This window comes from Variovorax sp. PEI5, from assembly GCF_056679935.1.
Genome location: NZ_CM155257.1, coordinates 1,405,953 through 1,421,919 on the forward strand (window position 1 = coordinate 1,405,953; position 15,967 = coordinate 1,421,919).

6 protein-coding genes are annotated in these 15,967 nt (G+C 70.2%); all 6 read left to right on the forward strand.

The annotated features are described in order from the left end of the window. Nucleotides 1-215 precede the first annotated feature (215 nt). From AC1MLT_RS06435 to AC1MLT_RS06460, 6 genes are read left to right on the forward strand one after another with little or no spacing between them, the layout of a single operon-like run. Nucleotides 216-2,216: an alpha-1,4-glucan--maltose-1-phosphate maltosyltransferase gene (locus AC1MLT_RS06435; RefSeq protein WP_481034923.1), complete on the forward strand. Its 2,001-nt coding sequence runs from the start codon at nucleotides 216-218 to the stop codon at nucleotides 2,214-2,216. Nucleotides 2,217-2,255: 39 nt separating this feature from the next. Then, nucleotides 2,256-5,582, forward strand: a complete 3,327-nt coding sequence (gene treS, locus AC1MLT_RS06440) for a maltose alpha-D-glucosyltransferase (protein WP_481034483.1) — start codon at nucleotides 2,256-2,258, stop codon at nucleotides 5,580-5,582. 37 nt (nucleotides 5,583-5,619) lie between these two features. Next, complete coding sequence (locus AC1MLT_RS06445) at nucleotides 5,620-6,492, forward strand: mechanosensitive ion channel family protein (protein ID WP_481034484.1); 873 nt, start codon at nucleotides 5,620-5,622, stop codon at nucleotides 6,490-6,492. A gap of 22 nt (nucleotides 6,493-6,514) precedes the next feature. Then, nucleotides 6,515-8,836 (forward strand): glycogen debranching protein GlgX, encoded by a 2,322-nt coding sequence (gene glgX, locus AC1MLT_RS06450; RefSeq protein ID WP_481034485.1) that lies wholly within the window; start codon nucleotides 6,515-6,517, stop codon nucleotides 8,834-8,836. Then, nucleotides 8,833-10,722, forward strand: coding sequence for a malto-oligosyltrehalose trehalohydrolase (gene treZ / locus AC1MLT_RS06455; RefSeq protein WP_481034486.1), 1,890 nt, complete (start codon nucleotides 8,833-8,835; stop codon nucleotides 10,720-10,722). Before glgX ends, treZ begins: the two co-directional genes overlap by 4 nt. Next, entirely contained in the window at nucleotides 10,715-15,949 is a 5,235-nt protein-coding gene (locus AC1MLT_RS06460) for a malto-oligosyltrehalose synthase (RefSeq protein WP_481034487.1), read from the forward strand. Before treZ ends, AC1MLT_RS06460 begins: the two co-directional genes overlap by 8 nt. The last annotated feature ends 18 nt before the right edge of the window (nucleotides 15,950-15,967 follow it).

A 15,967-nucleotide genomic window follows, 5' to 3' on the forward strand; every position in this document is an offset into this window, starting at 1 on the left:
AGAAGCCCAAGCCGGCCGACGTGATCGACGGCACCTTGGAGACGGGCGCCGATCCGGCACCCGGAGCCGACGCGGCATCCGCCGCCGAGACGGCGCCCTCGGTGTTCACCGATGCCGCGACGGCGGTGACGCCGGTCACGGCATCGCCGACGGCCGGGACCGCGCCGACCCCGGCGCCCGGCACGCCGGCCGCACGCGCGCCCTCCTTCGCCGGCATGCCGCCCGACGGCCACGTGCGCGCCGTCATCGATGCCGTGCTGCCGGCCGTCGATGGCGGACGCTTCGCCGTCAAGCGCGTGGCGGGCGAACGCTTCGACGTCACGGCGCACTGCTTCGCCGATGGCCACGACGTGCTGCGCGTGATCCTGCAATGGCGCGCCGAAGGCGCCGCCGAGGTCACCGAAGTACCGATGACCCTGCTGAACAACGACATCTGGGAAGCCTCCTTCGTGCCGCCGGTGCCGGGCCGCTATGGCTACACGGTGGTGGCCTGGGTCGATGGCTTCGCCTCCTGGCGCCACGAACTGACGCGGCGCGTCGACGAGGAGGACATCCGCATCGCCGCCCAGGTCGGCGCCATCGAACTGCTGGCCGCCGCCGGCCGCGCGACCGGCGCCGACGGCGACACGCTGACCCAGCGCGCGCGCGAACTGGAGCAGGCCGCCACCGACCGGTCGAAGGAAGGCATCGCCATCAAGGCACTGGCGCTCGACTCCGACACCGAGGCCCTGGCCGCGCGCTATCCCGACCGCCGCGCCGAGGCCCGCCATGCCGTCGAGCTGCCCCTGGTGGCCGACCGCGCGAAGGCTCGCTTCAGCAGCTGGTACGAGCTGTTCCCGCGCTCGGCCGGCGACACGCCCGGCGTGCACGGCACCTTCAAGGACGTCGAGAAGCGCCTGCCGGCGATCGCCCGCATGGGCTTCGACGTGCTGTACTTCCCGCCCATCCATCCGGTCGGCCGGGTGCAGCGCAAGGGCCGGAACAACGCCCTGGTGGCCGAGGCCGACGACGTCGGCAGCCCGTGGGCGATCGGCTCGACCGAAGGCGGCCACAAGTCGATCCTGCCGGCGCTGGGCACGCCCGAGGACTTCCGCCACCTGGTGGCGCAGGCCCGCGAGCTGGACATCGACATCGCGCTGGACATCGCCTTCCAGTGCGCGCCGGACCACCCCTATGTCACCGAGCATCCGGGCTGGTTCCGCTGGCGGCCGGATGGCAGCGTGCAGTACGCCGAGAACCCGCCCAAGAAGTACCAGGACATCTATCCGTTCAACTTCGAGTGCGAGGAATGGCGCGGCCTGTGGGCCGAGCTCAAGAGCGTGTTCGACCACTGGATCGGCGAGGGCGTGACGGTGTTCCGCGTCGACAACCCGCACACCAAGGCCTTCCCGTTCTGGGAATGGGTGATCACCGAGATCAAGCGCGAGCACCCGGAGATCATCTTCCTGGCCGAGGCCTTCACGCGGCCGAAGGTGATGCACCGGCTGGCCAAGCTGGGCTATTCGCAGTCCTACACCTACTACACCTGGCGCAACACCAAGGCCGAGCTGGAGGCGTACTTCACCGAGCTGTCGCAGGGCCCGGGCCACGACTACTTCCGCCCCAACGTCTGGCCCAACACGCCCGACATCCTGCACGAGCAGCTGCAGCAGGGCGACGCGGCGACCTACCGCTCGCGCCTGGTGCTGGCCGCCACGCTGGCGGCGAGCTATGGCATCTACGGCCCGGCCTACGAGCTGCTCGAGCACCTGCCGCGCCATGCCGGCAGCGAGGAATACCTCGACTCCGAGAAGTACCAGCTGCGCACCTGGGACCACGACCAGCCGAAGAGCCTCGCGCCCTTCATCGAGCGCGTCAACCGCATCCGCCACGACAACGAGGCCCTGCAGTCCAACGCCAGCCTGCGCTTCCTGGCGGTGGAGAACGACCAGCTGATCGCCTATGCCAAGGCCTCCGAGGACGGCCTGAACGTGATCGTCACGGTGGTCAACCTCGATCCGCACCACGCCCAGGAGGGCTGGGTCGGCCTGGAGCCCGGCTCGATCGACGTCGAGCCCGGCCAGCCGTGGCAGATGCACGATCTGCTGAGCGACCAGCGCTTCAACTGGAATGGCGACTGGCACTACGTGCGGCTCGACCCGCAGCGCGCCCCGGCGCATGTCTTCGTGGTGCGCCGCAAGTCGCGCGACGAGAACGACTTCGAATATTTCGTCTGATCCACGCGCCCCTTCACCTCCCCTGAGAAGTCTCCCGCCATGAATGCTCCCTTGCCCGGCCTGACGCTGGAAAACCCACAGATCGACACCAGCGACGACCCGCAGTGGTACCGCGACGCGGTCATCTACCAGCTCAACGTCAAGGCCTTCTTCGACACCAACAACGATGGCGTCGGCGACTTCAAGGGCGTCACGGCCAAGCTCGACTACGTGAAGGAGCTGGGCGTCAACACCATCTGGCTGATGCCCTTCTATCCCTCGCCGCTGCGCGACGACGGCTACGACATCTCGGAGTACGAGAACGTCAACCCGCAGTACGGGACCATCGAGGACTTCAAGGAGATGCTCGACGCCGCGCACCAGCGCGGACTGCGCGTGATCACCGAGCTGGTCATCAACCACACCTCCGACCAGCATCCCTGGTTCAAGGCCGCGCGCCGCGCCCCGGCCGGCTCGCCCGAGCGCAACTTCTACGTCTGGAGCGACACCGACCAGATCTACCAGGGCACGCGGATCATCTTCACCGACACCGAGACCTCCAACTGGACCTGGGACCCGGTGGCCAAGCAGTACTTCTGGCACCGCTTCTTCAGCCACCAGCCGGACCTGAACTTCGACAATCCGGCGGTGATGGAAGCCATCCTGAAGACGATGCGCTTCTGGCTCGACATGGGCGTCGACGGCTTCCGGCTCGATGCCATCCCCTACCTGGTGGAGCGCGACGGCACCAGCAACGAGAACCTGCCGGAGACCCACGACGTCATCAAGCGCCTGCGCGCGGCCATCGACGCCGAGTACAAGAACCGCTTCCTGCTGGCCGAGGCCAACATGTGGCCGGAGGACGTGCGCGAGTACTTCGGCAATGGCGACGAGTGCCACATGGCCTACCACTTCCCGCTGATGCCGCGCATGTACATGGCCATCGCGCAGGAGGACCGCGATCCGATCATCGAGATCCTGCAGCAGACGCCGGAGATCCCCGATGGCTGCCAGTGGGCCATCTTCCTGCGCAACCACGACGAGCTGACCCTGGAGATGGTGACCAGCCGCGAGCGCGACTACATGTACCGCATGTACGCCGCCGATCCGCGCGCGCGCATCAACCTGGGCATCCGCCGCCGCCTGGCGCCGCTGATGGAGAACGACACCGACCGCATCAAGCTGATGAACAGCATGCTGCTGTCGATGCCGGGCTCGCCCATCATCTACTACGGCGACGAGATCGGCATGGGCGACAACGTGTTCGTGGGCGACCGCAATGGCGTGCGCACGCCGATGCAGTGGAGCCCCGACCGCAACGCCGGCTTCTCGCGCGCCGATCCGCAGAGCCTGTACCTGCAGCCCATCATGGACGCCATGTACGGCTACGAGGCGCTCAACGTCGAGACGCAGTCGCGCGAAGCCAGCTCGCTGCTGAACTGGACCAAGCGCATGCTGGCCGTGCGCAAGACCAGCCGCGCCTTCGGCCGTGGCCAGCGGCGCTTCCTCAAGCCTGGCAACCGCAAGGTGCTGGCCTACATCAGCGAGCACGACAACGACCTGATCCTGTCGGTGTTCAACCTCTCGGGTTCGGCGCAGCCGGTGGAGCTCGACCTGTCGGCCTACAAGGGCCGGGTGCCGGTGGAGATGCTGGGCAAGACGGCCTTCCCGCCGGTGGGCGACCTGCCCTACCTGCTGACCATGCCCTCGCACGGCTTCTACTGGTTCCGCCTGTCGGCCGACGTCGCCATGCCGAGCTGGCACCAGGAGGGCGTGCCCCTGCAGGACCGCCCGGTGCTGGTGCTGTTCGATGGCTGGACCAGCTTCTTCCGCGAGCGCGTGATGCCCTGGCGCATCGGCATGGCCGAGCGCATGCGCCTGCAGCTGGAGACCGAGACCCTGCCGCGCCACGTCGAGACCCAGCGCTGGTATGCCTCCAAGGGCACCACCGTGCAGCGGGCGCGACTGCGCGACCACGCGGTCTGGGAAGCCGGCGAACGCAGCTGGATGCTGCCCCTGGTGGACCTCGACGGGCCGGCCGAGGCCTCGACCTATTTCGTGCCCCTGGCCCTGGCCTGGGAGGACCGCGACGAGGAGCAGCTCAAGACGCTGATGCCCGGCGCCGTCGCCAAGGTGCGCCAGCAGGCCGACGTCGGCGTGATGGCCGATGCCTTCTGCGACGAGAGCTTCTGCCGCGCCATGGTCAACGCCATCGGCCTGCGCACCGAGCTGCCGACCGCGCGCGGCAAGCTGCTGTTCCGCCCGACCGCGGCCTTCGCCGCGCTGGCCGGCGACGGCATCGACGCCATGGCGGTGACGCCGCCGAGCGCGCACAGCAGCAACACCGTCGTCACCCTGGGCGAGCAGCTGTTCCTCAAGGGCTACCGGCGCCTGCGCCCGGGCATCAACCCGGAGCTGGAGGTCGGCCGCTTCCTGACCGAGGTCGCGCGCTTCCCCAACTGCGTGCCGGTGGCCGGCGCGCTGGAGTACGCCGCCGACGACGGCAGCGTCATGACCCTGGCCATCGTGCAGGCCTATGTGCCCAACCAGGGCGATGGCTGGGACTACACCCTGGCCTACCTGGAGCGCCACCTGGAGTCGCTGCGCACCTTCGACGCGCCGCAGCCCGAGGACGTGCATGGCGGCTTCCTGGCGCTGATCCACACCCTGGGCGAGCGCACGGCCGAACTGCACCTGGCGCTGTCGACCCAGTCCGGCGACGCGGCCTTCGATCCGCAGCCGGTGACCACCGAGGACGTGCGGCAATGGCGCGAACGCGCCGGCGCCGAGGCGGCCCGCACCCTGGAATTGCTGTCCGAGCGCCTGTCCGAGCTCAGCCCCGAGGTCCAGGACGACGCCAAGCGCCTGCTCTCGCATGCCCAGGAGGTGCGCCAGCGCGTGGCGGAATTCCCGCTCGAGGGCCAGGACGGCCTGAAGACCCGCTACCACGGCGACTACCACCTGGGCCAGGTGCTGGTCTCGCGCAACGACTTCCTCATCATCGACTTCGAAGGCGAGCCGGCGCGGACCTTCGAGGAACGCCGCCAGCGCAGCTCGGCGCTGCGCGACGTCGCGGGCATGGTGCGGTCGTTCAACTACGCGCACTGGTCGGCGCTGCGCCGCGTCGCGCAGAGCGCCGACGAGCTGGTCAAGCTCGAAGCCGCCGCCAGCGACTGGGAGACCCAGACGCGCAACGCCTTCCTCAACGCCTACGGCGAACGCATGATCGAGGGCGGCTCGCGGCAATCGGGCGAAGCCGCCGAGCGACTGCTCGCGCTGTTCGAGTTCGAGAAGGCGATGTACGAGCTGCGCTACGAACTGAGCAACCGCCTCGACTGGGTGCAGGTGCCGCTGCAAGGCATCCTGGCCCTGGTCGACCGCGCCTGATCCAGGCCGCACCCATCCTCATTCGGAGAGAAACGACATGGAAAACTTCGGCATCCACCTGGAGCCCCTGAGGGCCATCCTCTACCAGATCGGCATCTTCCTGCCGCGTCTGCTGTTCGCGGTGGTCGTCATCATCGGCGGCTGGCTGCTCGCCAAGGTGGTGCGCTTCGCCGTCATCAAGGCCCTGCGCGCGATCAACTTCAACGTGCTCACCGAGCGCTCGGGCATGGACAACTTCCTGCGCCAGGGCGGCATGGCCGGCGACACCACCAGCATCTTCGGCATCCTGGCCTACTGGCTGGTGGTGCTGGCGGCATTGCTGATGGCCTTCAACAGCCTGGGCCTGACCTACATCACCGACCTGCTGGTGCGGGTGGTGTGGTTCGTGCCGAACGTGTTCGTGGCGCTGCTGGTGCTGGCCTTCGGCGCCTACTTCGCCCGCTTCATCGGCGACACCGTGACCACCTACGGCCGCAACGTGAAGCTGCAGGACGCGACGGTGCTGGGCAAGCTGGCCCAGTACGCCGTGATGGCCTTCGTGGTGCTGATCGCGCTGGACCAGATCAAGGTCGGCGGCGACATCATCCGCGAGAGCTTCCTGATCCTGCTGGCGGGCGTGGTGTTCGCCGTGGCGCTGGCCTTCGGGCTGGGCGGCCGGCGCTGGGCGCAGGAGCGCATCGAGCAATGGTGGCCGCGCGATCCGTTGGCCACGCGCCAGAGCCAGCAGGCCATGAAGGACGCCGTGCGCGAGACCGCCGCCACGACGCCGACGCCGACCCAGCCGGGTGCAATGGGCTCGTCGGCGGCCACGCCAGCGCGCGACACGACCCGCGCCGATCCGTTCAAGGACGTCGGCCGCGATCCGGCGCGCGACCGGCCGCGCGGCCCGTTCGACGGAAAGCTGCCGTGACGACGATGTCCGGCCCGCGCGCATGAAGCGCTCCGATCCGATCCAGGTCGTCTGGCCTGGAAAGCCCTACCCGCGCGGCGCGACCTGGGATGGCGAAGGCGTCAACTTCGCGCTGTTCTCCGAGCACGCCGAGAAGGTCGAGCTCTGCCTGTTCGACGACAACGGCCGCCGCGAGCTGCAGCGCATCGTGCTGCGCGAGCGCACCGAGGACGTCTGGCACTGCTACCTGCCGCAGGCGCGCCCCGGCATGGCCTATGGCTATCGCGTCCACGGCCCCTACAAGCCCGAGGAAGGCCACCGCTTCAATCCGCACAAGCTGCTGATCGACCCCTATGCCAAGGATTCGGTCGGCCAGCTGCGCTGGAGCGACGCGCTCTATGGCTACACCATCGGCAGCAAGCGCCAGGACCTGTCCTTCGACCGCCGCGACAGCGCCGCCTTCATGCCCAAGGGCCGCGTGCTGGAGACCGCCTTCACCTGGGGCGCGGACCGGCCGCCGGACATCGCGCGCCAGGACATGGTGATCTACGAGATGCACGTGCGCGGCTTCACCATGCAGCATCCGGCCGTGCCGGAGGACCTGCGCGGCACCTATGCCGCGCTGGCCACCGCGCCGGTGATCGAATACCTGCAGCGCCTGGGCGTCACCACCGTCGAGCTGCTGCCGGTGCACAGCTACCTGAACGACCACCACCTGGCCCAGAAGGGCATGCGCAACTACTGGGGCTACAACACCCTCGGCTTCTTCGCACCGGAGATGCGCTACAGCGCGTCGCGCAAGGTGAAGGAGTTCAAGACCATGGTGAAGACGCTGCACTCGGCGGGCATCGAGGTCATCCTGGACGTGGTCTACAACCACACCTGCGAAGGCAACCAGATGGGGCCGACGCTGTCGCTGCGCGGCATCGACAACGCGGCCTACTACATCCTCAACGCCGAGCACCGGCGCTACTACGACGACTTCACCGGTTGCGGCAACACCGTCAACCTGGAGCATCCGCGCGCGCTGCAGCTGGTCATGGACTCGCTGCGCTACTGGGTCGAGGAGATGCACGTCGACGGCTTCCGCTTCGACCTCGCCTCGGCGCTGGCGCGCGAGGCCGGCAAGGTCGAGAACCTCGGCGGCTTCTTCGACGCCATCCGCCAGGATCCGGTGCTCAACCGCGTCAAGCTCATCGCCGAGCCCTGGGACCTGGGGCACGGCGGTTATCAGGTCGGCAACTTCCCGCTCGGCTGGGCCGAGTGGAACGACCGCTATCGCGATGGCATGCGCGCCTACTGGAAGGGCGACGGCCACAAGCTCGGCGACGTCGCCCGGCGCCTGACTGGCTCGCAGGACCTCTATGGCTGGTCGGGCAAGCAGCCGCATGCCAGCATCAACTTCATCACCGCCCACGATGGCTTCACCCTGCACGACCTGGTGTCGTACAACGAGAAGCACAACGAGGCCAATGGCGAGGGCAACCGCGACGGCAGCAGCAACAACGTGTCGTGGAACTGCGGCGTCGAGGGGCCGAGCGACGACCCGGAGATCCGCTCGCTGCGCGCGCGCCAGAAGCGCAACCTGCTCGCCACCCTGATGCTGTCGCAGGGCGTGCCGATGCTGCTGGCCGGCGACGAGTCCGGCCACACGCAGCAGGGCAACAACAACGTCTACTGCCAGGACAACGAGCTCGGCTGGCTCGACTGGGAGCTCGACGACGAGCGCCGCGAACTGCTGGACTTCGCCCAGCGGCTGATCCACCTGCGCCGCCGCCATCCCTCGTTCGGCCGCCGCAGCTTCTTCCGCGGCATGCCACCGGAGAACGGCACGGTGCGCGACCTGGTGTGGTTCCGCCCCGACGGCCGGGAGATGAACCCGGCCGACTGGGACGACGGCCACGCGCGCTGCATCGGCATGTTCATGTCCGGCCTGGGCATCGTCGATGTCGGCCCGCGCGGCGAGACCCTGCGCGACGACGATTTCTTCCTGCTGCTCAACGCCCACCACGAGCACATCGACTTCCTGCTGCCGGCCGATGGCGGCGCGCCCTGGCGCGTCGAGCTCGACAGCGCCCTGCCCGCGGATGCCGCGGCGGCCGCCGCCGAGCTGGCGGCCCGGCGACCGGCACCCGCGCCGGCAGGTGGGGCCGTCGACGCCCGCGAAGCCGACGCCGGCATTACCGGTCCGGCCGATGCCGCCGATGCCGCCGATGCCGCCGACGTGCCGCCCGACGACTCCCCCACCGGTTCCGCCTCCTCGGCTCCCGCTTCCCCGATCTCCTCCGGGCCGGCGGCAGCGCACCATCCGGTGCATTGCCGCTCGCTCGTTCTCCTGCGCCGCCCGGCGCACACCGGTTCATGAAAAACATCCATTCCATGCCCTTCGGCGCGACGGTCCTGCCCGACGACGCCGGCGTGCGATTCCATCTCTGGGCGCCCGGCGTCCAGCGCATCGAACTCGATCTCGAGGGCCGCGACGGCCCCTCCGGCCCGGATCCCGAGCCCCGCCTCATGGAGCGCGATGCCGATGGCTGGCATCGCCTGACCGTGGGCGAGGCCCGCGCGGGCGACCACTACCGCTATCGCCTGCCCGACGGCCTGCGCGTGCCCGACCCGGCCTCGCGTCGCAATCCCGACGACGTGCACCAGGCCAGCGAGATCGTCGATCCCCGGGCCTACGAATGGAACGACGCCGACTGGCGCGGCCGGCCGTGGACCGAGGCCGTGATCTACGAACTGCACATCGGCGCCTTCACACCCGAGGGCACCTTCGCCGCCGCGCAGCGCCGCCTGCCCGAGCTCGCGGCGCTCGGCTTCACGGTGATCGAGCTGCTGCCGGTGGCGGACTTCCCCGGACGGCGCGGCTGGGGCTACGACGGCGTGCTGCTGTTCGCGCCCGATGCCGTCTATGGCACGCCCGACGAGCTCAAGGCCTTCGTCGACGCCGCCCACGGCCTGGGCCTGATGGTGCTGATGGACGTGGTCTACAACCACTTCGGCCCCGAAGGCAACTACCTGCACGCCGGCACGCCCGAGTTCTTCAACCCGGCGCACCAGACGCCCTGGGGCGCGGCCATCAACTACGACGGCGACGACTCGTCCATCGTGCGCGACTTCTTCGTCCACAACGCGCTCTACTGGGTCGAGGAGTTCCGCTGCGACGGCCTGCGCATGGATGCCGTGCACGCCATCCGCGACGACTCCGAGGTCGACATCGTCGCCGCCATCTGCCACGCCCTGCGCGACGGCCCGGGGCGCGAGCGCCACGTCCACGTCGTGCTGGAGAACGATGCCAACGGCTCGCACTACCTGGAGCGCGATCCCGCCACCCAGGCGCCACGCATCGCCACCGCGCAGTGGAACGACGACCTGCACCACGCGGCGCATGTCATCGTCACCGGCGAGACCGATGGCTACTACGCCGACTATGCCGACGACGCCGTGGGCAACTTCGGCCTGGCGTTGGCCGAGGGCTTCGTGTTCCAGGGCCAGCCCTCGCCCTTTCGCAACGGCGAGACGCGCGGCGAGCCCAGCGCGCAGCTGCCGCTGGCGGCCTTCGTCTCGTTCCTGCAGACGCACGACCAGGTCGGCAACCGCGCCTTCGGCGACCGCATCTCGGCCCTGGCCGATCCGGTGCTGCTGCGCGCGGCCTATGCCTGCCTGCTGCTGTCGCCGCACGCGCCGATGCTGTTCATGGGCGAGGAATATGGCGCCTCGACGCCGTTCCAGTATTTCTGCGACTTCGGGCCCGAGCTGGCCGCCGCCGTCTCCGAGGGCCGGCGCGCCGAGTTCGGCGGCTTCGCGGCCTTCAAGGACCCCGGCATGCTCGACCGCATCCCGGACCCGAATGCCGAATCGACCTTCCTGGCCTCCAAGATGAAATGGGAGGAGCGCACCGAGGGCGAGCATGCCGTGCTGCTGGCCCACATCGGCGAGCTGCTGGCGATCCGCCACCGGATGCTGGTGCCGCGCCTGGCCGGCCAGCACCACGGCGGCCGGTGGCGCCGCGATGGCGAGGCATTGCGCGTGGAATGGACCATCGGCGGCGCCACGGGCGATGCCGCCCGGCCGGCCACCCTGCGTCTGCTGGCCCATTTCGGCACGGCGCCGATCGGGGGCGTCGCGCCCTCGGCCGGCACCGTCCTGTATTCCAGCCTCGTCGAGACCGGCCCGGCCGGCGAATCCGGATCATGGCGCCTGCAGCCGGGCGCCGTCCACATCAGCATCGAGGAGAACGAGCGTGCCTGACGATACCCCGCACGGAGAGCACGAAGCCCTCCAGCGCCTGAGCGCCTACTACGGTATCGCCACCGAATACAGCGACATCTTCGGCCGGCGCCACGTGGCGCCGGCCGCCAACCTGGTGTCGCTGCTGACCAGCTTCGGCGTCGACCCGACGATGCTGCCGCACGAGAGCCTGCAGCGCGCCCATGCCGCCACCTGGCGCGAGCACCTGACGCCTGTAGTCGCCATCGATGCCGAGAGCCCGCGCTGGCTGCTGCGCGTGCGGGTGCCCGCCGCGCAGGCCGAGGCCGCCTGGACGGTGCGGGCCGAGGACGGCACGCTGCACCAGGGCCGCCTGGCGCTGCACGCGGTCTCCGAACTGCATCGCACCGAGATCGATGGCGTCGCCTGGTGCGAGCGGATGGTGCCGGTCGCCGTCGCGCTGCCCATGGGCTACCACCGGCTGACGGTCGAGGGCCTGGCCGGCGAGACGCTGGTCATCGCGGCGCCGCCGCATTGCTATCGCCCGGAATCGCTGCGCGGCGACGCCCGCGTGTGGGGCCCGGCGGTGCAGCTGTATGCCTTGCGCTCGCGGCGCAACTGGGGCATCGGCGACTTCGGCGACCTGGCCCTGCTGGCCCAGCAGGCGGCGCAACGCGGCGCCGGCATCATCGGCCTCAATCCGCTGCATGCCCTGTTCCCGCACAACCCGGCGCACACCAGCCCCTACAGCCCGTCGTCGCGCATGCACCTGGACGTGCTCTACATCGATGTCGAGGGCGTGGACGAATTCCGCGACTGCGAAGCCGCCCAGCGGCTGGTGCAGTCGCCCGACTTCCAGGCCCGCCTGGCGGCCCTGCGGGAAGCGCCGCTGGTCGACTACCGCGGCGTCGCGGCGGCCAAGTTCGAGGTGCTGGAACTGCTCTACACGCATTTCCGCACGCAGCGCGATGGCGCCGGCGCGGCGGCCGGCTCGGCCTTCGACGCCTTCCGCGCCGGACGCGGCGCGCCGCTGCGCCGGCATGCGGTCTTCGAGGCCCTGCAGGCGCACTTCTTCGCCGAGGACGAATCGGTCTGGGGCTGGCCGGTGTGGCCCGCGGCCTACCAGGACCCGGAGTCCGACGAGGTCGCGCGCTTCGTCGAGACGCGGCTCGAACGCATCGAGTACTACGAGTACCTGCAGTGGCAGGCCGCGCGCCAGCTGGAACGCGCCGGCGCGCAGTGCGAGGCACTGGGCATGGCGGTCGGCCTGTACCTCGACCTGGCGGTGTCGGTCGATCGCGCCGGCTCCGACGCCTGGAGCGAGCAGCGCCTGTTCGTGCATGGCGCCAGCGTCGGCGCGCCGCCCGACGAGTTCAATCCCAACGGCCAGGGCTGGGGCCTGCCGCCCTTGCGGCCGGACCGGCTGCGCCAGGACGGCTACCGCTTCTTCATCGAGACCCTGCGCGCCAACATGCGTGGCGCCGGCGCCCTGCGCATCGACCACGTGATGGGCCTGATGCGGCTGTTCTGGATCCCGCCGGACAAGACGCCGCAGGATGGCGCGTATGTCCACTACGCGCTCGACGAGATGCTGGCCGTGGTCGCCGTCGAGAGCCAGCGCGCGCGCTGCATGGTGATCGGCGAGGACCTGGGCACGGTGGCCGACGAGATGCGCGGCGCCCTGGCCCGCTTCGAGGTGCTGTCGTACCGGCTGGTGTACTTCGAGCGCCATGCCAACGGGCAGTTCAAGGCGCCGGCCGAGTACCCGCGCAACGCGCTGGTGGCCATCAGCACGCACGACCTGGCCACGCTCGCGGGCTGGTGGAGCGGCCACGACCTGCGCCTGCGGCTGTCGCTGGGCCTGTTCCCGAACCAGGAACTGTTCGAGAAGCAGCTCTTCGACCGCGCCCAGGAGCGCATCCGCCTGTTGCTGGCGGTGCAGCGCGAGGGCCTGCTGTCGGCCGACGCGGTGGCCCACGCCACCGGCGCGCAGACCCTGTCGACCGAGGTCATCGCCGCCATCCACGCCTTCGTCGCCAGCACGCCGGCGCAGGTGATGATGGTGCAGCTGGAGGACGCGCTGGGCATGACCGAGCAGGCCAACATGCCCGGCACCACCGACTCGCATCCGAACTGGCGGCGCAAGCTCTCGCTCGACCTGCGCGAGATCGCCAGCGACGAGCAGACCGAGGTGCTGTGCCGCACGCTGGCGGCGATCCGCCCGCATCCGGTGCTGCGCAGCCTGCCGCGCCGGACCGTCGAGACGCTGGTGCCGCGCGCCACGTACCGGCTGCAGTTCCACAAGGACTTCGACTTCGACGACGCCATCGCCATCCTGCCCTACCTGGCGCGGCTGGGCGTGAGCCACGTCTACTGCTCGCCGATCCAGCGCGCGCGGCCGGGCAGCATGCATGGCTACGACGTCGTGGCGCACGACGAGATCAATCCCGAGCTGGGCGGCCGCGAGGGCTTCGAGCGCTTCACCGCCGCGCTGCATGCCCAGGGCATGGGCCAGCTGCTCGACCTGGTGCCCAACCACATGGGCGTGCTGGGGGCGGACAACGCCTGGTGGCTCGACGTGCTGGAGAACGGCCCGGCCTCGCTCTACGCGCAGCACTTCGACATCGACTGGCAGCCGCTCAACGCCGAGCTGCGCGGCAAGGTGCTGCTGCCGGTGCTGGGCGACCACTACGGCGACGTGCTGGAGCGCGGCGAGCTGGCGCTGGCCTTCGACGCCGGCCGGGGCACGCTGTCGGTGAACTACCACGAACACCGCTTCCCGCTGGCGCCCGAGACCTACATGCGGGTGCTCGAGCGCGCCCTGCCGCGCCTGTCGGACCCCGACGTCGTGGCCAGCCTGGCCAGCATCGCGACCTCGTTCGGCCACCTGCCGGCGCGCTACGACACCGAGCCCGAATCGGTGGCCGAGCGCGCGCGCGACAAGGAGGTCATCAAGGGCCGCCTGGCCCGCCTGGTGGCGCGCCAGCTCGACGTCGCGCAGGCCATCGTGGCGGCGGTGGCCGACCTCAACGCCGTGCCCGAGCGCGACGCGCTGCACGCGCTGCTCGATGCCCAGGCCTACCGCCTGGCCTACTGGCGCGTGGCGGCCGACGAGATCAACTACCGCCGTTTCTTCGACATCAACGAACTGGCGGCACTGCGCATCGAGCGCGAGGAGGTCTTCGAGGCCACCCACGGGATGGCGCTCGATCTCGCCGCCTCGGGCGCCGTCGACGGCCTGCGCATCGACCACCCGGACGGCCTGTTCGATCCGGCCGAGTACTTCGACCGCCTGCAGCAGGGCTTCGCGCGCCGCGCCGGGCTGGTGCTGCCGGGTGTCGACGCCAATGGCCGCAGCGCCCGACCGCTCTACGTGGTGGCCGAGAAGATCGCCGCCTCGCACGAGGAGGTGCCGGTGCAGTGGGGCATCCACGGCACCACCGGCTACCGCTTCGCCACGGTGGTCAACGGCGTGCTGGTGGACACCGCAGCGGCCGAGCGCTTCGACCGCATCTGGCGCGGCTTCACCGGCGTGCAGCAGCCGTTCGACGAGCTGGCCTACGAGGGCAAGCGCGCCATCATGCGCAACGCCCTGGCGTCGGAGCTCACGGTGCTGTCGACCGAACTGCTGCGCATCGCGCGCGCCGACCGCCGCACGCGCGACTACACGCTCAACTCGCTGCGCCGCGCCCTGAGCGAGATCGCCGCCTGCATGGCGGTCTATCGCAGCTACATCGTCGAGGCGCCCTCGCCGCAGGACCTGGCGTACATCGACCAGGCGGTCGACGAGGCACGCCAGCGCAGCCACGACGCCGATGGCTCGGTGTTCGACTTCGTGCGGCTGACGCTGCTGGGCGAGACCGTGCCGGGCGCCTCCGCCGGCCTGCGCGCCCGCGCGCTGCGCCTGGCGATGCGCTTCCAGCAGTTCAGCGCCCCGGTCACCGCCAAGGGCGTCGAGGACACCGCCTTCTACCGCTACTTCCCGCTGAGCTCGCTCAACGAGGTCGGCGGCGAGCCGGCGCACTTCGGCATGACGCTGGAGGACTTCCACGTCGCCAGCGCCGACCGCGCGGCGCGCTGGCCGCACACCATGCTGGCCACCTCGACGCACGACAACAAGCGCTCCGAGGACGTGCGCAACCGCATCGACGTGCTCTCGGAGATGCCCGCGACCTGGCGCCTGGCGCTGCGGCGCTGGCGCGCCATGAACCGCGACGTGCCGGAGTTCGAGGACGAGGGTGGCGAGGGCGGCGACGCGATGGTGTCCAAGCACGACATCACCGGCCCGGCGCCCTCGGCGGCCGACGAGTACCTGCTCTACCAGACATTGCTGGGCACCCTGCCGGTCGGCGGGCTGGCCGACGAGCATCGCGAGTCGTATGGCGAACGCATCGAGCGCTATGCCCTGAAGGCGGCGCGCGAATCGAAGGCGCACACCAGCTGGGTCAACCCGGACGAGAGCTACGAGGAGGCGCTGACCGGCTTCGTGCGGCACCTGCTGGGTGGCGCGGACGCGGCCGGCGTGGCCACCGTCGACGACGACGATGCCGGCCCGGCCGGTGGCGATGCATTCCTGACCGACCTGGGCCATCTCGGCGCCACGCTGGCCTGGTTCGGCGCGCTCAACAGCCTGTCGATGGTGCTCATCAAGTACGCCTCGCCGGGCGTGCCCGATCTCTACCAGGGCAACGAGCTGATGGACCTGAGCCTGGTCGATCCGGACAACCGCCGCCCGGTCGACTATCCGGCGCGCGCGCGCTGGCTCGACCGGCTGGAGGCCATCGCCGCCGCGCCGGCGCATGGCACGGCCGATGCGGTGCGCGAGCTGGCCCTGGAGCCGCACGATGGCGGCGCCAAGCTGTGGGTGCTGTGGCGCCTGCTGGCATTGCGCGCCGCGCAGCCGGCGCTGTTCCGCGATGGCGGCTACGAGCCGGTCAACGCGCGGGGCGACCGCAGCCACCATGTCGTGGCGTTCGCGCGGCGCCTGGGCGAGGAGTCGTTGATCGCGGTGGCCGGGCGCCTGTTCGTCGGCCTGGCGACGACGGCCGAGTCCGAAGCGGGGCAGAAGGCCCATGCGCGCTGGCTGCCGCTGGGCGAGGCGGTGTGGGGGAACACCTTCGTCACGCTGCCGGACTGGTGCGGCATCGAGGGCACGCGCTTCGAGAACATCCTCACCGGCGAGGTGCTGGCGGTGCAGTCCGGCGGCCTGTCCATGGCGGACCTGTTCGCCAGCTTCCCGGGCGCGGTGCTGCGCCGGCTGGCGGACTGAGCGGCTCCGGGCGCCGGG

Excerpts from the sequence above, each read along its gene's own strand:
- AC1MLT_RS06435 (WP_481034923.1), top strand. The coding sequence starts at position 216 with ATGCCGCCCGACGGCCACGTGCGCGCCGTCATCGATGCCGTGCTGCCG.
- AC1MLT_RS06445 (WP_481034484.1), top strand. The coding sequence starts at position 5,620 with ATGGAAAACTTCGGCATCCACCTGGAGCCCCTGAGGGCCATCCTCTAC.
- treZ (WP_481034486.1), top strand. The coding sequence starts at position 8,833 with ATGAAAAACATCCATTCCATGCCCTTCGGCGCGACGGTCCTGCCCGAC.
- treS (WP_481034483.1), top strand. The coding sequence starts at position 2,256 with ATGAATGCTCCCTTGCCCGGCCTGACGCTGGAAAACCCACAGATCGAC.
- glgX (WP_481034485.1), top strand. The coding sequence starts at position 6,515 with ATGAAGCGCTCCGATCCGATCCAGGTCGTCTGGCCTGGAAAGCCCTAC.